Source organism: Hydrogenophaga sp., from assembly GCF_025699295.1.
In the GTDB taxonomy this organism is placed as follows: domain Bacteria; phylum Pseudomonadota; class Gammaproteobacteria; order Burkholderiales; family Burkholderiaceae_C; genus Hydrogenophaga.
Map to the genome: position 1 here is coordinate 54948 of NZ_JAILWB010000006.1, position 16887 is coordinate 71834.

At 68.9% G+C, this 16887-nt stretch carries 16 protein-coding genes; 1 reads left to right on the plus strand and 15 read right to left on the minus strand.

The window, feature by feature from the left end; translation table 11 throughout:
* Window position 1: 1 nt before the first annotated feature.
* The 8 genes from K5880_RS07615 to K5880_RS07650 all read right to left on the minus strand — a co-directional run bounded on the left by K5880_RS07615 (window position 2) and on the right by K5880_RS07650 (window position 10041).
* A complete protein-coding gene (locus K5880_RS07615) occupies window positions 2-1183 on the minus strand; it encodes an ABC transporter substrate-binding protein (RefSeq protein ID WP_297650423.1) in 1182 nt (393 codons plus the stop codon).
* Between the two features lie 37 nt (window positions 1184-1220).
* Window positions 1221-2033, minus strand: coding sequence for an enoyl-CoA hydratase/isomerase family protein (locus tag K5880_RS07620; RefSeq protein WP_297650425.1), 813 nt, complete (start codon window positions 2031-2033; stop codon window positions 1221-1223).
* A gap of 39 nt (window positions 2034-2072) precedes the next feature.
* Complete coding sequence (locus tag K5880_RS07625) at window positions 2073-3620, minus strand: AMP-binding protein (RefSeq protein WP_297650427.1); 1548 nt, start codon at window positions 3618-3620, stop codon at window positions 2073-2075.
* Entirely contained in the window at window positions 3613-4116 is a 504-nt protein-coding gene (locus tag K5880_RS07630; protein WP_297650429.1) for a (2Fe-2S)-binding protein, read from the minus strand. Before K5880_RS07630 ends, K5880_RS07625 begins: the two co-directional genes overlap by 8 nt.
* Window positions 4113-4928: an FAD binding domain-containing protein gene (locus K5880_RS07635; protein ID WP_297650431.1), complete on the minus strand. Its 816-nt coding sequence runs from the start codon at window positions 4926-4928 to the stop codon at window positions 4113-4115. The genes K5880_RS07630 and K5880_RS07635 overlap by 4 nt, the downstream gene beginning before the upstream one ends.
* On the minus strand, window positions 4925-7867 hold the full coding sequence (locus K5880_RS07640; RefSeq protein ID WP_297650720.1) for a molybdopterin cofactor-binding domain-containing protein: 2943 nt from the start codon (window positions 7865-7867) through the stop codon (window positions 4925-4927). The genes K5880_RS07635 and K5880_RS07640 overlap by 4 nt, the downstream gene beginning before the upstream one ends.
* Before the next feature lie 205 nt (window positions 7868-8072).
* Complete coding sequence (locus tag K5880_RS07645) at window positions 8073-8951, minus strand: AraC family transcriptional regulator (RefSeq protein ID WP_297650433.1); 879 nt, start codon at window positions 8949-8951, stop codon at window positions 8073-8075.
* 199 nt (window positions 8952-9150) lie between these two features.
* Complete coding sequence (locus tag K5880_RS07650; RefSeq protein ID WP_297650435.1) at window positions 9151-10041, minus strand: class I SAM-dependent methyltransferase; 891 nt, start codon at window positions 10039-10041, stop codon at window positions 9151-9153.
* 128 nt (window positions 10042-10169) lie between these two features.
* Here K5880_RS07650 and K5880_RS07655 point away from each other — a divergent pair, with 128 nt between their 5' ends.
* On the plus strand, window positions 10170-10856 hold the full coding sequence (locus tag K5880_RS07655) for a helix-turn-helix domain-containing protein (RefSeq protein WP_297650437.1): 687 nt from the start codon (window positions 10170-10172) through the stop codon (window positions 10854-10856).
* Window positions 10857-10886: 30 nt separating this feature from the next.
* Here the strand turns inward: K5880_RS07655 and K5880_RS07660 are convergent, their stop codons facing one another.
* From K5880_RS07660 to K5880_RS07690, 7 genes are all read right to left on the minus strand, one after another.
* Entirely contained in the window at window positions 10887-11429 is a 543-nt protein-coding gene (locus tag K5880_RS07660; protein ID WP_297650721.1) for an AacA4 family aminoglycoside N(6')-acetyltransferase, read from the minus strand.
* Window positions 11430-11464: 35 nt separating this feature from the next.
* Window positions 11465-11875, minus strand: coding sequence for a GNAT family N-acetyltransferase (locus K5880_RS07665; protein WP_297650438.1), 411 nt, complete (start codon window positions 11873-11875; stop codon window positions 11465-11467).
* On the minus strand, window positions 11872-12759 hold the full coding sequence (locus K5880_RS07670) for an SDR family oxidoreductase (protein ID WP_297650439.1): 888 nt from the start codon (window positions 12757-12759) through the stop codon (window positions 11872-11874). Before K5880_RS07670 ends, K5880_RS07665 begins: the two co-directional genes overlap by 4 nt.
* Window positions 12760-12796: 37 nt before the next feature.
* Window positions 12797-13669 carry an AraC family transcriptional regulator gene (locus K5880_RS07675; RefSeq protein WP_297650440.1) on the minus strand — a complete coding sequence of 291 codons (873 nt, stop codon included), beginning with the start codon at window positions 13667-13669 and terminating at the stop codon, window positions 12797-12799.
* A 94-nt stretch (window positions 13670-13763) separates the two neighbouring features.
* The gene (locus tag K5880_RS07680; RefSeq protein ID WP_297650441.1) at window positions 13764-15218 is read right to left on the minus strand and encodes an aldehyde dehydrogenase; all 1455 of its coding nucleotides are present in this window, start codon (window positions 15216-15218) and stop codon (window positions 13764-13766) included.
* Window positions 15219-15246: 28 nt separating this feature from the next.
* The gene (locus tag K5880_RS07685) at window positions 15247-16065 is read right to left on the minus strand and encodes an ABC transporter ATP-binding protein (RefSeq protein ID WP_297650442.1); all 819 of its coding nucleotides are present in this window, start codon (window positions 16063-16065) and stop codon (window positions 15247-15249) included.
* Window positions 16062-16859: an ABC transporter ATP-binding protein gene (locus tag K5880_RS07690; RefSeq protein WP_297650443.1), complete on the minus strand. Its 798-nt coding sequence runs from the start codon at window positions 16857-16859 to the stop codon at window positions 16062-16064. The genes K5880_RS07685 and K5880_RS07690 overlap by 4 nt, the downstream gene beginning before the upstream one ends.
* Window positions 16860-16887: the final 28 nt, after the last annotated feature.

The window sequence follows — 16887 nt, forward strand, 5'->3', positions numbered from 1 at the left end:
ATCAGAAGCGGCTGCAGACGTCGGCGCCGATCGCGGCGTCGGCCTTGACCTGGCCCACCACCTCGAACTTGCCGCCGTTCACGCGCATGGCGTACATGTCCTGCATGGCCTGGTGGTCGCCGGCGCGCATGGTCTTGGTGCCCTGCGGCGTGTTCCACTGCAGGCCGCGCATGGCGGTGCGCACCTTGTCGGTGTCGGTGCTGCCGGCCTTCTCGACCGCGGCCTTGTAGAAGAACAGCACGCCGTAGCTGTCGGCGCCGTACAGGTCGGGTGCCGACTTGTTGGCGGCCTCGAAGTCGGCCACGAACTTGCGGTTCTCGGGCGAGTCGATGCTGGTGGCATAGCCCACGCCGGTCACGAAGCCGTCGGCCGTCTTGCCGATGGCGGGCAGGTTCTGCGAGGTCACGGTGCCCGAGGCGCCTACCACCTGCACGTTGCGGCTGATGCCGAATTCGGCCATCTGCGAGAACAGGCGCACGGTGTCGTTGCCCGCCACGGACGTGTAGATCACCGCCGGGCGGGCCGAGCGCATCTGGCCGAAGAAGGGCGAGTAGTCCTTGTTGTCCAGCGGCGCGAACACCTCGCCTACCGACTTCGAGCCCTTGGCCTCGGCGGCCGATTTGAAGGCCGCCACGGTGCTGCGCCCCATCTCGTAGTCCGGGCCGAGGTAGAACACGTTGGCGTTCGGCTTGGTGCCGGCAAGCCAGTCGGCCAAGGCGGCCGACTGCATGCCGGCGCGCGCGTTGACGCGGAACACGTTGGGCGAGCACTTGTCGCCGGTGATCGAGTCGGCGAACGACACGGTGGTCGCGATCAGCCGGTTGTTGCGCTCGGCAAGCTGGCCCACGGCCAGCGTGGATCCGCTGTTGACGGTGCCGGTCAGGAAGTCGACCTTGTTCACCTGGAACAGCTTCTCCGCCTTCTGCACAGCCACGGCGGGGTTGGCCTCTTCGTCTTCGTACACCAGCTCCAGCGGGCGGCCGGCCACGCCGCCGATGGCGTTGATCTGGCGCGCGGCCAGGTCCAGGCCCCACTTCACCTGCTGGCCGATGCCGGCGTAGGTGCCCGACAGCGGCGTGACGACGCCGATGCGGATGGGTTGCGCCTGCGCCAGGGCGTTGCCGGCCAGGCCGGCCAAGGCGAAGGCCAGGGGAAGCGATGCGGTGCGAATGGTGGTGTTCATGTCTGTCTCCTCAAGTGGGGTGGTGGTGGCGGGGAAATCAGGTGCCGTTGAAACGGGGGCGGCGCTTGTCGTGGAAGGCCTCCACGCCTTCGCGGAAGTCGTTCGAGCTGCGCAGGCGCGAGTAGCAGTGCCCTTCCAGTTCGATGGCGATCGACAGCGGCGAGTCCTCGGTGTCGTTGAGCAGCTTTTTGGCGGTGCGCTGGGCCAGCGGCGAGAAGCCGCGCAGTTCGTCGACCAGTGCGTCGGTGGTGGCTTCGAGCTCGGCGTCGGGCACGCACTCGGTGGCCACGCCCCAGTCGCGGGCCTGCGGGCCGGCGATGCGGCGGCTGCGCATCACGATGTCCTTGGTGCGCGTGATGCCGACCATCTTCTGGAGCCGCGCCGAGCCGCCCGAACCGGGGATCTGCCCGAGCTTCTGTTCCGGGAGCGCGTACAGCGTGGTTGGCGTGACCAGGCGGAAATCGCAGGCCAGCGAGATTTCGAAGCCGACACCGAAGCAATAACCGCGCGCGGCGGCGATCACCGGTTTGCTGCAGCGCGCGGGGGCGGCCACGTTCCAGGCCAGCTTGCTCACATGCTCGGGCGAGGCCTCCAGGAAGCCCTTGATGTTGCCGCCGCTGGAGAAGTGCTCGCCTTCGGCGCGCAGCACGATCACGCGCACGTCGTCGTTGGCGTCGAGCGCCTCGAAGGTGATGCGCAGTTGCTCGCGCTGGGTCATCGAGATGACGTTGAACGGCGGCCGGCAGAGCACGATGTCGGCGCGCTGTCGCGCCGGGTCGATCTCGACGCGGTAGCCGTCGAATGCGGCGCTCAGGGTGAGCGCGGGGTGTTTCAAGTCGTTGAGTTGCATGGTGTCCTTTCGAGGAGGGGAGGAACGAAGGAAAGTGGTTCAGGCAGGGGGCACGGCGGGCAGCGGGGGAAGGGCGGCGTCGAACTCGCCGGCCACCAGCTTGCGTCGCAGGACCTTGCCCACGGGGGACTTGGGGATCTCGCGCACGAACACGTATTCGCGCGGTCGCTTGAAGTTCACGAGATCGGAGGCGCGGCAATGCGCGTCCAGCGATTCGGGCGCCACGTTGTCGCGCGCCTTCACGAAGGCCACCACACGCTGGCCCCAGCGCTCGTCCTGGAGTCCGGCCACCGCCACTTCGTCCACCGCGGGGTGCAGCGACAGCACGGACTCGATGTCGACCGGCGAGATGTTCTCGCCGCCGCTGATGATCATGTCGTCCACACGGCCTGTGACGAACAGATCACCTTCAGCGTCCACGTAGCCGGTGTCGCCGGTGAAATACCAGCCATCGCGCAGGCTGCGCGCATTCGCCTCTGGGCGCTTGTGGTATCCCTCGAACGCCTCGTCGCTGAGCAGGTCTGCCACGATCTGGCCTTCCTCATTCGGTGCTGCGACGTCCTCGGGGTTCTTCGCATCGAGCTTGATCACCCGCAGGCGGGTGTTAATGCCGGCACGGCCGGCCGAGCCGGGCTTGCCCACGGCGTTCTGGTTGATCGAGAAGGTGTAGATCTCGCTGCTGCCGTAATGATTCACGAACAGTTCCGGCTGGAAGGCCTGCTGCAAGCGCAACAACAGCGCGTCGTGCATGGGCGCGCCGGCGAAACCGAGCTTGCGCACGGATTGCGTGTCGGTGCGCTTGAACTCGGGGTGCGAGAGCAGGTCGTGGTAGAGCGTGGGGACCAGGTAGAGGTGGCTCACGCGCTCGGCCTCGATCGCGCGCAGCGCGGCCGCCGCGTCGAAGCGCGGCATGCAGACGAAGCGGCCGTCTACCAGCGCCATGGTGAGCAGCGATCGCACGCCCATGGTGTGGTACAGCGGCATGACGCCCAGCGTGCGTTCCCCGTAGCCATAGCGGTTCTGTGCCACGTGAGCCAATGCGGCCACGCGCTCGGCGCGCTGGCGGCGCGGCACGCCCTTGGGTGCCCCGGTGGTGCCCGAGGTGTAGAGCATGAGCGAGAGGTCATCGGCCCGCGCCAGCGGCGTCGGATCCGCGGGATCGGCAAAGACTTGTCCGAAGCGCGGGTCGTCGCTGTCCACGTCACCCACCACCACGCGCATCGCCGTCCGTGCCAGCACCGACTGTGCAACCGCCTCCTGCGACGCCGCTTCGTACACCAGCAGCCGCGCGCCCGAATCGCACAGGGCGTAATCGAGTTCTTCCGGTTTGGCGCGCCAGTTCAGTGGCGTCATCACCAGGCCCGCAAACTGGCAGGCCCAGTGCAGCGTGGCGGCCTCGTGCCGGTTCTGCAGCACGGCGAGCACGTGATCGCCCGGACGCAGACCCAGTGCCGCCAGCCCGCGCTGCACACCACCGACGACGCGGGCCCACTCGGACCAGGTCAGTCGCAGTGCGCCGTCCACCAGGGCGGTGGTGCCGCCGGCGCGGTCCACGCTTTGCAGAAAGGTGCGTCCAAGATCAAGCACGGCTCACCTCCATCACGGCGTTGACGATCGGTGTGTAGCCGGTGCAACGGCACAGGTGGCCGCTGAGCATGTCGCGCACCTCGGCCTCGTCGGGCTGGTGGCCGCTGGCGCGCTGGCGTTGCAGCCAGTCGGCGCTGGACATCAGGATGCCCGAGGTGCAGAAGCCGCACTGCAGCGCGTGGTGGCGCTTGAAGGCGGCCTTGAGCGCGTCCAGGACGGCGTCGTTGCCGGCAGGGTTCTCCACTGTGTCGACGTGCCGACCGTCCACCTGGACCGCCAGCGTCAGGCAGGCGCGGGCGGCCACGCCGTCGATGCGCACCGTGCAGGCGCCGCAGACACCGTGCTCGCAACCCACATGGGTGCCGGTGGCGCCGAGTTCGTGGCGCAGGAAATCGCTGAGCAGCAGGCGGGGTCGGGCCTGGCCGGTGCGTTCGCGGCCATTGAGGTTGAGGCGCACCGTGTGCAAGGCCTCGCGTTCGAGAACGGGGGGGTTCATGTTTGTCTCCTTGCTTGCTCAATGGCTTGGCGCGCGAGACGGCGCAGCAGGTGGCGGCGGGTGGCCGCGCTGGTGTGGGGGTCGTCGCGCACGTCGAGCGACCACGCGAGTTCGTTCAGGGCGTCGTCGAGTGCATCGCCCGCCAGCGGCGGCAGTTCGGCGGCGTGTGGCCGGTCGCCCAGGCCGCCCACCGCCACGCGCAGGCCTTGTGCATGGGCGATCACGGCCACCGCGCACAGCGCGAAGTCGCCGTGGCGGCGTGAGTGCTCCGCGAAACCGAAGGACTGGCCGGCGGCGGGGCGCGCAAAGCTCACGGCTTCGATGAGCTCGTCGGCGCGGCGCGCGGTGCTCAACAGGCCGGTGAAGAAGTCGCTGGCGGCCACCTGGCGGTTGCCGCGTGTGCTGCGCAGGTGCACCGTGCCTTTCAGGGCCACCAGGCACAGCGGCAGCTCGGCCGACGGATCGGCGTGCGCGATGGAGCCACACACCGTGCCACGGTTGCGGATCTGGACGTGCGAGATGTGCGGCATGGTCAAGGCCAGCAGCGGCGGCACGTCGGGGTGTGCCTGCAACTGCGCCTGCGTGACGGCCGCGCCCACGCGCAGTGCACGGGGCTCCACCGTGATGGACGCCAGTTCGGCGCTGCGCGAGATGTCGATCAACAGCGCGGGCTGGGCGAGCCGCATGTTGAGCACGGCCATCAAGGACTGACCACCGGCCAGGATGCGTGCGCTTTCGCCATGGCGCTGCAGCAGCTCGGCGGCGGCGGCGGCGCTGTCGGCGCGCACGTAGTCGAACGCGGCGGGCTTCATGCCTTGACCCCCAGGCGCTGCAGCAGGCGGCGCCACCAGGCCGCGGGCGCGGCATCGCTGCCTGCGGCCTGGCGCCCCAGCGATTCGAAGAGCTGCGCCACGATCACGCGCGCCGCGCCCTCCAGCATGCGGCTGCCCACCATGGCCACCTTGCCGCCCACCTGGGCGCGGTAGTCGTAGTGCAGGCGGGTGCCTGCGGCCGTGGCTTCCAGGCGCACCAGGCCATCGCCCGCGCCCGTGCCCAGGCTGGAGCTGCCGCTGCCGGCCAGCCGCAGCCGATGCGGCGCCTCGATGTCGGAGAGCGTGATGCGCGCTTCGTAGCGCGCCTTGATCAGGCCGATGCCCACCGTCACGTCGGCGCGGTAGCGGTTCTCGCCATCGGCCTGGAGCGCGTGGCAACCCGGGATGACGCGGGCCAGCGCCGCGGGGTCCAGCAGCACGGCGAAGACGCGCTCGGGCGGTGCGGCGATCTCCACCGTGCCTTGCGCGGCGAGCGACAGGCCGTCGCCGGCCGGAGCCGCCGCGGGTGCGGGCGCCACCGGGTGGCGGGGCGCGGGGTCGGCCGTCTGCAGGTGGGCGAGCACACGATCGGGCGTGAGCGGCAGGCGGATGTCGGCCACGTCGCGCAGCGGGCGCAGCGCGTCCGCGAAGGCGTTGGCGATGCAGGGCGGTGTGCTCATGTTGTTGCCTTCGCCCAGGCCCTTGGCACCCAGGGGCGTGAAGGGGCTGGGGGTTTCCAGGTGCACGATCACCGGGTCGGGTGTCTCGCAGGTGGTGGGCATCAGGTAGTCGGCCAGCGTGCCGCTCTGGAAGCTGCCGTCGGCGCCGTAGCGGAACTCCTCCAGCAGGGCCGCGCCCAGGCCCTGCGCAAAAGCGCCCCGGATCTGGCCGTCGGCCAGCGCCGGGTTGAGCAGTCGGCCGGCGTCGTGGGCCGTGATGTAGCGGTCCACACGAACCGCACCGGTGTCGGGGTCGATCTCCAGGCCGCAGACGTCGAACACGAAGCCGTAGGCGGCCGAGGTGTTGACGCGGTCCTGCGGATCGGGCGCGCGCAGGGTCTCGGGTGTCCAGAAGGCGGTCTCGCGCAGCCCCGGCGTCTCGCCCGCGGGCAGCAGCGCAGGCGCCCAGTGCGGACTGGCGGCCAGTCGCGTGAACGGCTGGGTCTGGGCGGGCTGCAGCCGGTTGAACACCTGGCCCTCCTCGAACCCGATGTCGGCGCTGTCGCAGCCCCAGGCCGCGGCGGCGATGCGCGCCAGCTTGTCGCGCAGGCGCTGGGCGGCCAAGTGCACCGTGCCCGCCACGGCACCGGCGAAGCGGCTGCTGTAGTTGCCCGCGGCCACGCTCCAGGCGTCCTTGGCGGTGTCGAACTCCACGTTGACCACCACCTGCGCGGGGTGCAGGCCCAGCACGTCCGCCACCACCTGGGCACACACCGTCATGTGGCCCTGGCCGGCCGGGGCGGAGGCGATGGTCACGTTGACGCCGCCCAGCAGGTCGATGGCGACGGTGGCGCTGGCAATGGCGCCGTTCTTGGGGCCGGCCTTGGCGCGCTGTTCGGCCGTGAGCACGGTGCTGATATAGCCCATGTTCGACACCGAAGGCTCGACGATGGCGGCCACGCCGATGCCGTAGAGCCGGCCCGCGGCACGCGCCGTGCGCTGGCGCTCGGTGAGTTGCATGGCTTGTGCTTCGGCCATGGCCATGTGGGTCAAGCGCGCGTAGTCGCCGGAGTCGAGCACCGCGCCGGCGGCGGCGGTGTAGGGGAAGGCGTCGGCCGGCACGTAGTTGCGCATGCGCAGTTGCACCGGGTCGATGGCCAGCTCGACCGCGATGCGGTCCATCAAGCGCTCCAGCGCGTAGTACACCTGCGGACCGCCGAAGCCACGCACCAGCCCGGTGGGGGTCTTGTTGGTCACCACCACGCGGTTGCGCACCGCCAGGTGCTCGATGGCGTAGGCGCCGGTGAGCGCGCCGTGCATGCGGTAGAAGGTGGCGGGTTCGGGGGCGCGCAGGTAGGCGCCCACCTCGTCGGCCTGGTCGTAGCGCAAGGCCAGCACGCGGCCCTCGGGGGTGACGGCGGCTTCGATGGTGGTCAGCCGCGCGGTGGCCGAGGTGGCGGCGCTCAGGTGCTCCAGGCGGTCCTCGACCCACTTCACGGGCGCACCGGCCTTGCGCGATGCGAGGCACATCAGCACCACATAGGGGAACACCGCCTGTTTGACCCCGAAGCTGCCGCCCGAATCGCGTGGCACGCGGTGGCGCAGCTTGTTGCCGGGTACCTTCAAGGCCATGGCCATCACGGCGTGCAGCGAGAACGGGCCCATGAAATTGGAGAGCACGTCGTAGCCCTCGTCGCCGGGCAGGTGTTCGGCGATCACCACCCCGCATTCCATGGGTGGGCAGCTGTTGCGCGGGTAGTGCACGGTGGTGCGCACGGTGCGCACGCCGGGTTGGGTGAAGGCCGATTCGGGGTCGCCGTAGCGGAACGCGCGGTCCGACACCACGTTGCTGCCCACCGCCTCGTGCAGCGGCGGGGCACCGTCCTGCAGCGCGCGTTCGATGTCCATCACCACCGGCAGCGGCTCGTAGTCGGCACGCAGCAGATCGAGCGCGTCCTCGGCGATGTAGCGGTCTTCGGCCACCACCACCGCCACCGGTTCGCCCACGTGGCGCACACGGTCCACGGCCAGCGCCCAATGCTGCATGGGCTGCTTGACGCCCACCACGAAGGGCTGGGCCCAGGCCTGCACGTCGGCGCCGGTGAGCACCGCGCGCACGCCGGGCAGTGCCAGGGCCGCTTGCGTGTGGACACCGAGCAGGCGGGCGTGCGGGTGTGGAGAACGCAGTACCGCCGCGTGCAGCGTGCCGGGGCGTGTGCCCAGGTCATCGGCGTAGGCGCCGCGGCCGTTCAGCAGGGCATCGTCTTCCAGCCGCTCCATGCGCTGGCCGACCCATGCCTGCCGGGCGGCACCCACCAGATTGGGATCTGCGTGCAATCTTGTCTCCTGTGCCGACGTGGCGGCTGCTGTTCTCGTGCAGCGCCAGTGTCGAAGCGCAGGAGGTGCGCGCGTTATCGCCAGCGTCGGACGAATGACCGTCCGATCTGGCGACTATCCAAAAAGTCTGGTGACTTTGCGGCCGTGCTCAGATCACGTCCGAGCCCGGACCGGCCGGAGGCTCGAACAGGTTGACCTTGCGGCGGTAGTCGCTGGGGGTGATGCCCAGGTGCGCGCGGAAGAAGCGCGAGAAGTGGCTGGGCGCGGAGAAGCCGAGTTCGTGCGAGACATCGCCCACCGATTCCTGGCTGTGGGTGAGCCGCTGCACCGCATCCTCGAAGCGCAGCACATTGGCATAGACCAGCGGCGTTACGCGGGTGTCGCGCTGGAACAGCGTGAAGAAGTGCGCGCGCGACAGACCCGTGGCAGCGGCCAGCCCGTCGACGTCGAGCTCACGGGCAACGTCCTTGCGCATGAGCGCGATGGCCTGGCGGATGCGTGGATCCATTGCAACCGGAGGCTTGCTGCGCAGCAGGCTGGCCAGGTCACGCCAGCCCGAATAGCTCTCGACCACCGCAATGATGAGGTTGAAAAGCAGGTCTTCGAGGCGGCCCGGGGATACCTCGTCGTCCCACCAGAGTTCGAGCACGAATTCCTCGACCATTTTGCGGGTGGCTTCTGTGAGTCGCACGCAGGGCTCGGGAAAGAAACGCGGATGGCCCGACAGTGCCAGCGAGCGCTGCAACTCCGCCAGCCATCCGGGTTCGATGTAGAGCGCCAGGATCAGCGTGCGCGCACCGGGAGGCGCCTCGTGCTCATAGGCGTGATGTTCCCAGGCGTTGACCAGCACCGCGGTGTCGTCCGTGAGCGGCGCACGCTCACCCCGCACGCTGAACGCGCTGTCGGAACCACCGGCCTTGATGAGGATGTGGCAATGGTGATGGGCGTGCCCGACCAGCGGTGCGTCCATGTCGAGCAGCGCAACCCTGCCGAAGCGGCCCTGGAAGATCTTGATGGCTGAGGACAAATTCGAACTCCGAAATCAAAACGATACCGGTATCTGCGGTCACTGGATAGATGCCCTCCAGCCCGGCCACAGACAAACCCAAACAAAAGCCCTGGAAGCACCGCCTCCAGAGCCTTCGCTCTCCTCCCCCTCCTCGCCCACCGGAAACCCGAACACATGGCGCCGCGGCGTCGCCTGTAGCGCGATGCAGCTCGGATGATCAGCGCGTGCCCGCCCCCACCAGCATCTCGCACGGGCCCACGAAACCCTCCGACGGGGTTTCGAAGCGGAGCAAGGCTGCCTCTATTTCCCTCCACGTGTCGGTGCGCTCTTCGTCACTCAAGCTGGCCATCATCTGGTGCAGGGCACCGAAGGACTCGCGCTCGAAGCGCACGCACTCGGCAGCCGTGGGAAGACGCACGGGGGAATCGACCCTGCGCACCTCCACGTTCCGGAAGCCTGCCTGCTCCAGCGTCTTCGCCAGCACGCCTTCAGCCCCCAGCGAGAACGGCCCGGGTTGCCCAGGCAGGGGCGGCGGCAACTGCGCGCGGCGCCGGATGATGCCGACCGGCACGGCGAAGAAGGCGTTGCGATCCGCGGTGGAATACACCACCGCGGCGAAACGCCCGCCCGGCTTCAGCGCATGGCGGATGCCGGCGAGGGCACGCTGCTGGTCGGGAAAGTAGATCAGGCCGACGCGCGACACTGCGGCGTCGAAGGAAGACTCAGGCAACTGGTCGTGGCGCTCGCCATCGAGTTCCCGGGTGTCCACGTTCGCCAGCCCGGCCTGCTCGGCCGCTTGCCTCGCATGGCGAAGGATCGTCGGCGAGATGTCGGTGGCCAGCACGTGACCCGTCGCACCCACGCGGCGCGCGGCGACGAGGGTCTGTTCGCCCGCGCCAGCCGCGATGTCGAGCACGCGCGAGCCGGGGCCAACAGCGGCCATGTCCAGCATGGTTTCGGTTGCGGGGCCGAGCCAGCGGGCCAGCAAGGGGCCCCATCGGTTCCAGGCTTCGGCGGCGTTCTCCCACTGCGCGCGCGTGGTCTGGCGGAACTTCTCGGCGTCGAAAACCGCCGGGGCAGCGGGGGCGGCAATGAGGGCTTCGGTCATGGCAGTGCTCCTTGAAAAAGACCGGTGCGACATGCACGGTCGGTCTTCAAGGTAGGCGCGATGCCGAGCGCCCTCAAGTCCAGAATCTGGAGTAGGCAGACCGGCAGCACGCCGATAGACTGGCCCGCATGATCGACTACATGCAGTTCTGTACCGTCGCCCGGGGCGCCGAGGTGTTGGGCGAGCTGTGGACGCCGCTGGTGGTGCGCGAACTGCTCTGCGGCAGCCACCGCTTCAACGACATCCACCGCGGCGTGCCGCGCATGTCGGCCACGCTGCTGACGCAACGCCTGCGCAAGCTCGAAGAGATCGGCGTCGTCGAGCGGCGGCGCGTCGAGAAAAGCTGGGAGTACCACCTGACGCCCGCGGGCGAAGAGCTGCGACCCATCGTCGTCGGCATCGGCCACTGGGGTGCGCGCTGGATCGGCAGCCGGCTGCGGCGCGAGCAGCTCGACGCGGGCTTCCTGATGTGGGACATCCGCCGCTTCGCGCGCCTGGACGAATTCCCCGATGGCGAGCGCACCGTCGTGCATTTCCGCTTCAGCGATGCGCCGGCGGCCGAGCGGCAATGGTGGCTGGTGGTGGAACACCACGTGGCCGACCTCTGCCGCGACGACCCGGGTCACGACGTCAGCGTGCTGGTGGACTCGACGGTGCGCGCGCTCACCGAAATCTGGACGGGTGACAGCGCCCCGGAGCGGGAGATGCAGTCGGGCGACCTGAAGGTGCAGGGCGCCGGGCGCAACGGCCAGCGGCTCTGGCGCTGGCTGGGGCGCAGCATGTTCGCGCCGACGCGCATGGCACAGCAGCGGTGAATAAGGCTGATGCGCGCCGTGGCGGCGGCCTCAACGCCTGCGTGCCAGCTCGTAGGCCTCACGGGTCTGAACCATGTACACGGCGGGGCCATCCGGTGTCGTGATGGTGCCCTTCTGCACAAAACCCGCCTTCTCGTAGCAACGTATCGCGCGGGGATTGTCCGGCGACGGGTCTGTCTGCACCTTGGTGACGGCGGGGTCGGAGAACAGACGGCTGACCAGCGCCCGCACAAGCGCAGTCCCGAGCCCTTTGTTCAAGTCCACGGCGTTTGCGAGCGATTGGTCAATGCCTCGCACACCGGGATCGGTCTCTTCTTCCCACCAACCATCCCCGCTGCCCATGGCGATGTAGGACTGCGCGTAGCCGATCGGTTCTGTGCCGATCATCGCGATGTACGGGGTGACTCCTTCGGCGGCGAGCGCGCTCGGGCGGTAGTGTTGCCGGACTTCCTCAAGACTCGGTCGTGCTTCCTCTCCGCCCCACCATTCGACGATGTGTGGCCGATTGAGCCACTCGTGGAGCATCCCCAGGTCCGCCTCGGTCATCAAGCGGAGCGTGACGACAGTGCCCATGCTGCGCGGGGCGAGCCCGTCTTTCTGCGTATCGTTCATCGTTGGCGAGAGTAGAAGAAGACATCGGCCATCCGCGGCATGCCCACCTTCTCGTAGAAGGCCACCGCGTCCGGCATGGACGCCAGCACCAGCGTCACGCTTGGGCCGAGGTCGGCACGCACAGCCTGCAGGAGCTGCTGGCCCACGCCCCGGCCCTGCGCGCTTCTGGACACCGCCAGTTCGGCCAGATAGGCCACCCATGCCCCGTCGCTCAGGCAGCGCGCCACACCCAGCAAGCGCCCGTCTGGCGCACGAGCCGACATGATGAGCCCCGCACCGGCCAGCATCTGTCGCAATCGCGGCAAGTCGTCGATCGGCCGCGTCGTCCCCAGCCCCGACTCGATCAGCACGCGCCGGAACTCCTCCAACGGCAGGTCTGGTTCGCGTGCGCAGACGACGGCGCTCACGGCGCCTCCAGTTCGAAGGGCGGAACCACGCGGCCATCGATGTCGGTAAAACCGTAAATCCGCGCCAGATCGCCCACGCGGACCACCTGACCGCTGCGCTCCAGCACCTGGGGATCGCTGGCCAGAGCCACGACCGCACGTCCGATGTAGCGGGGCGACTCCGTCCGGCTCAGCGCCGGCCGTTCGCGCCAGTGTGCCTCGTCGGTCTGGTGGCCCGCCAGGACGAACTCGGTGCGCATCCAGCCCGGGGACAGGGCCACCGAGGCCACCCCATGGGGCCTCAACTCCTGCGCCATGCCGAAGGCCAGCCGCGTCATCGCGGCCTTGGCGAGGTCGTAAAACAGGTTGCCCTGCATGTAGCGGTCGCGGTCCCAGAACGTCGTGGTCACGATCAATCCCCGGCCCTGGCGCACCAGCATCGGCGCGGCCAGCCTGCTGGCGAGCAGGTGATTGCGAACGCCGCGATCGAACATCGCATCCCAATGCACCATCGGGCGTTCCCAGAACGGCGCCTGAAACACGCCATCGAAGGACTCGTGTCCGCCCCAGGCGTTGTTGACGAGGAGATCCAGGCGTCCCTGTTCGCGCTGGACGCGCTCGAAGAGCGCCTTGACCTGCCCTTCATCCGTATGGTCGCAGGCGACGGCAATGCCCCGTCCACCCGCGCGCGTCACTTCTTCGGCCGTCTCATCGATGCTGCCCGGCACCCGGTCCAGGTGCGACAACGATTTGATCTGTTCATAACCCGGCGCAGGCTGTTCGCGCCGGCTGCGTCCGGTCACGTACACGGTGGCGCCGGCTGCGCCCAGTTCTGTCGCGCATCCACGGCCAGCGCCACGGCTGGCGCCCGTTACAACGGCGATGCAATTGGAGAGGCTCTTCATGGTGTGCTGTGGACGTGGATTCTGGTAGCCCTTGACCTTAGGTGATGTTGCCGCTCGTTGTATTGGAAGAATCCGAAACGACGCGCTGAACGAGCTGTTGCGGCGTCAGGCCGCACAAGGCGCGAAACTCGTTGATCAGGTGTGACTGGTCGTAGTACCCGGCGCACAGCGCAATCTCAGCCCATTGGGGCGTCTCGGCCGTTCGCAACAAGCGAAGCGTTCCGTGAAGTCGTTGCAGGCGGCGCCAGACGCTGGGCGCCAGACCGATGTGCGAGGCGAACAGCTGCTGCACGCGCCGTTCGCTGAGGTCCAGTTCGCCAGCAAGTTCCCGCACGGAGATGCCGCCCATCCTGGCGCCAAGGCGTCTTGCCGCGTGCTCCATCAGGTGGCGAGAGGGGTCCGAGGGGCGCTGCAATGCCTGCAGCGACTGAAGGACGTGCCGAACGCGCGTGACGTCGTCGGCTGCCGCCGCCAGTTGGTCGGGTACGTCGCGATGCGCCTTGGGGACGATGTCGTCCCATTGCACGGAGAGCGCCGTCAACTCGTTGGCCGGAACACCGAACAGTCCCAGTGTTGCCCCGGGGTTGAGCGTGATCGATAACCCGTGCATGTGGCCACTCATCGTGAGCAAGACGGGATCGGCCCGTGCCCCTGCGACATGGATGGATGCCGCGCCCCCGTGCAGAACAATGAGGAGACGAGACGCTCCGTCGGGCAGCACGCGCTCGACGGTCTCACGACCGGGCGTGAACCGCTCCTCGTAGGCCATGACATGGGCCACCGCCGATCGCAGGAAGGCCGGCACTGCGAACTCCGTCAGCGTGCTCGCCGGGACCGTGGTCTCGGAGGCGCATGACGGATCGTCTGGCAGTCGAATGAATAGACGTTCAGGCATCGGCGGCTCGGTCACCGCGCAAAGTATGTCAGATGGGGCGGCTGCCGGCCGCCCTGGAAGCACCGCCTCCAGGGCCCCCGCTCTTCTTCCCCTCTTCACCCTCCGGAAATCAGAACGGGTAGTGCCGCGGCGTGGTCTGCAGCGTGATCCAGCGCAGTTCGGTGAACTCGGCGATGCCGGCCTTGCCGCCGAAGCGGCCGATGCCCGAGCCCTTGACGCCGCCGAAGGGCATCTGTGCTTCATCGTGCACGGTGGGGCCGTTCACATGGCAGATGCCGGAATCGATCTTGCGCGCCACGTTGAAGGCGCGCGCGATGTCGCCGCCGAAGACGGCGGCGCTCAGGCCGTATTCGTTGTCGTTGGCGCAGGCAATGGCTTCCTCCACGCCCTTGACGCGCACCACGCATTTCACCGGGCCGAAGGTTTCTTCGTGATAGATGCGCATGGCCGGCGTGACGTGGTCGAGCACGGTGGCGGGCATGAGCGTGCTGTCGGCCTTGCCGCCGCACAGCAGCTTGGCGCCCTTGGCCAGCGCGTCGTCGATGAGGGCATTGCAGTGGTCCACCGTGCCCTGGCCGATGACGGAGCCGAGCACCACGGGCTCGGGCTTGCGCGGGTCACCCAGGGGCAGGTTCTTCGCCTTGTCACTGAACTTCTTCACGAACTCGTCGGCGATCTTCTGGTCCACGATGATGCGTTCGGTGCTCATGCAGATCTGGCCGCTGTTGGCGAAGGCGCCGAAGGCCGCGCCGTTGACGGCGTCTTCGATGTTGGCGTCGTCCAGGATCACCATGGGTGCCTTGCCGCCGAGTTCGAGCACCACCGGCTTCAAGTACTTCGCGCAGGTCATGGCGATGATCTTGCCGACCTTGGTGGAGCCGGTAAAGTTCACGCGCCGCACGGCCGGGTGCGCGACCATGGCCTCCACCACGGCGCCGGCGTCGGCCGGGGCGTTGGTGATGTAGTTCACCACGCCGGGCGGGAAGCCCGCGTCCTGGAAGGCCTCGGCGATGAGCTGGTGGGTGCGCGGGCAGTTCTCGCTGCCCTTGAAGATGACCGTGTTGCCGCAGGCCAGCGGCACGCAGATGGCGCGCACGCCCAGGATGATGGGTGCGTTCCACGGCGCGATGCCGAGCACCACGCCGGCGGGCTGGCGCACGCCCATGGCGAGCGAGCCGGGCACGTCCGACGGGATCACCTCGCCCGCCACCTGGGTGGTGAGCGAGGCGGCCTCGCGGATCATGCTGGCGGCGAGCATGGTGTTGAAGCCAGCCCACATGCCGGTGGCGCCGGTCTCTGCCGCCACGGCCTCGACGAACTTCGGCAGCTTGGCTTCGAGCGCGTCGGCGGCTTTGAGCAACAGCGCGCGGCGTTCGTTGGGGCCGGTTTCGCTCCAGGTCTTGAAGGCTTCGGCGGCGGATTCCACCGCCATCACCGCGTCTGCCGGGCTTGCGGCGGGCGCGCGCGTGGCCACGCTGCCGTCGAGCGGGTTGCGGCGTTCGAAGGTGGCGCCCTTCTCAGCCGTGACTTTCAGGCCGTTGATGAGCATGGACAGGTCGGACATGGTGGTTTCTCCTTGTGTGTGTGGGTGTTCAGGCGGTCGTGGCCACGGCCTTGCGGCGCTGCACGGCGTCGGCTGCGCTGGTGGTGCCGGTGGCGGGGTCCTTGTCGGCGCCGAGGTAGGCCTCGCGGATGACGCTGGAGCGCGCGAGCAGCGGGGCCGGCCCGCTGGCCACGAGCGTGCCGCGCTCCATGACGTAGCCCCGGTCGGCCACGGCCAGCGCCTTCTTCACGTTCTGCTCGACCATGAGCACGGTGGTGCCTGCGTCGGCAATGCGGCGCACGATGGTGAGCAGTTCGTCCACCATCTTCGGCGCCAGGCCGAGCGAGGGTTCGTCGAGCATGAGCAGGCGCGGCGCGCACATCATGGCGCGCGCCACCGCCACCATCTGCTGTTCGCCGCCGCTCATGGTGCCAGCCAGCTGCGTGGCGCGCTCCTTGAGCTTGGGAAAATCCACGAAGGCCTGGGCCAGCCGCTCGGCACGCAACGCCTTGGGCACCAGCCAGCCGCCGAGCTCGAGGTTCTCCGCGACGGTGAGCTGCGGGAACAGCTGCCGGCCCTCGGGCACCAGGGCCACGCCGGCCTGCACGATCTCGTGCGTCTTCTCGGCGAGTTCCTGTCCGTCGAGCAGCACGGTGCCGCTGCGCGGGATGAGGCCGTTGAGCGCCTTGAGCAGCGTGGTCTTGCCCGCGCCGTTGGGGCCGAGCACCACGGTCAGGCCGGGCGGGATGTCGAGCGCGATGTCGCGCAACACCAGGAAGGCGCCGTAGCCCGCGGACAGGCCGCTGACCTTGAGGCGCGCGCGCGCGCCGCCGCCGAGCTCGAAGGGGTTGGGGCGGTACCACATCATGCGGTGGCCTCCGCGTTCTCATCGTTCATCTCGTCACCCAGGTAGGCCTCGATCACCTCGGCGTTGCGCACCACCTCGCGCGGCGTGCCGTCGGCGATCTTGCGACCCTGGTGCAGCACGATCACGCGCTCGACGTGGCGCAGCAGCGTGGTCACGGCGTGTTCGATCCACACCACGGTGAGGTCGAGCTCGTCGCGCAGGCGGCGGATCAGGCGCGCCATCTCCTCCACCTCGTTCTCGGTCAGGCCGGCGGCCACTTCGTCGAGCAGCAGCATGCGCGGGCGCGTGGCCAGCGCCATGCCGATCTCCAGCAGGCGCTGCTGCGAAGGCGTGATGGCCGCGGCCGGCAGATCGGCCTGCGCCGACAGGCCGATGAGCGCGAGGATGCTCTCGGGCGTGCGCAGCACCCAGGGCACCGAAGCCTCTTCGCCCCACAGGATGTACTTGCGCGGGCGGCGGCCGGCGAACTTCAGGCCGAAGGCGATGTTGTCGCGCACCGCCATGTCGCCGAAGACGCGCGGGGTCTGGAAGGTGCGCGCAAGCCCGTGCGCGGCAAAGCGGTGCGGGCCCTTGCCGCCCAGCTCGCGCCCGCGCACCGAGAGCGCGCCGCTGGTGGGCTTGGTGACGCCCGAGATGGCGTTGAAGAAGGTCGTCTTGCCCGCACCATTGGGGCCGATGATGCCGACCAGTTCACCGGGCATGAAGCGCGCGCTGACCGCGTCGACCGCCGTGAGGCCGCCGAAGCGCACGGTGACCTCGCGGGCGTCGAGCAAAGGTTTCTCCCTATCGGTCATGTGTGCTCCCCGACGCGCGCAATGCCAC

Bases quoted from the DNA above. Each gene is read 5' to 3' on its own strand.
- K5880_RS07615 (WP_297650423.1), bottom strand. From the start codon at position 1,183: ATGAACACCACCATTCGCACCGCATCGCTTCCCCTGGCCTTCGCCTTG.
- K5880_RS07680 (WP_297650441.1), bottom strand. From the start codon at position 15,218: ATGTCCGACCTGTCCATGCTCATCAACGGCCTGAAAGTCACGGCTGAG.
- K5880_RS07670 (WP_297650439.1), bottom strand. From the start codon at position 12,759: ATGAAGAGCCTCTCCAATTGCATCGCCGTTGTAACGGGCGCCAGCCGT.
- K5880_RS07660 (WP_297650721.1), bottom strand. From the start codon at position 11,429: ATGGGCACTGTCGTCACGCTCCGCTTGATGACCGAGGCGGACCTGGGG.
- K5880_RS07620 (WP_297650425.1), bottom strand. From the start codon at position 2,033: ATGCAACTCAACGACTTGAAACACCCCGCGCTCACCCTGAGCGCCGCA.
- K5880_RS07650 (WP_297650435.1), bottom strand. From the start codon at position 10,041: ATGACCGAAGCCCTCATTGCCGCCCCCGCTGCCCCGGCGGTTTTCGAC.
- K5880_RS07685 (WP_297650442.1), bottom strand. From the start codon at position 16,065: ATGATGTGGTACCGCCCCAACCCCTTCGAGCTCGGCGGCGGCGCGCGC.
- K5880_RS07635 (WP_297650431.1), bottom strand. From the start codon at position 4,928: ATGAAGCCCGCCGCGTTCGACTACGTGCGCGCCGACAGCGCCGCCGCC.
- K5880_RS07640 (WP_297650720.1), bottom strand. From the start codon at position 7,867: ATGGAGCGGCTGGAAGACGATGCCCTGCTGAACGGCCGCGGCGCCTAC.
- K5880_RS07655 (WP_297650437.1), top strand. From the start codon at position 10,170: ATGATCGACTACATGCAGTTCTGTACCGTCGCCCGGGGCGCCGAGGTG.
- K5880_RS07630 (WP_297650429.1), bottom strand. From the start codon at position 4,116: ATGAACCCCCCCGTTCTCGAACGCGAGGCCTTGCACACGGTGCGCCTC.
- K5880_RS07690 (WP_297650443.1), bottom strand. From the start codon at position 16,859: ATGACCGATAGGGAGAAACCTTTGCTCGACGCCCGCGAGGTCACCGTG.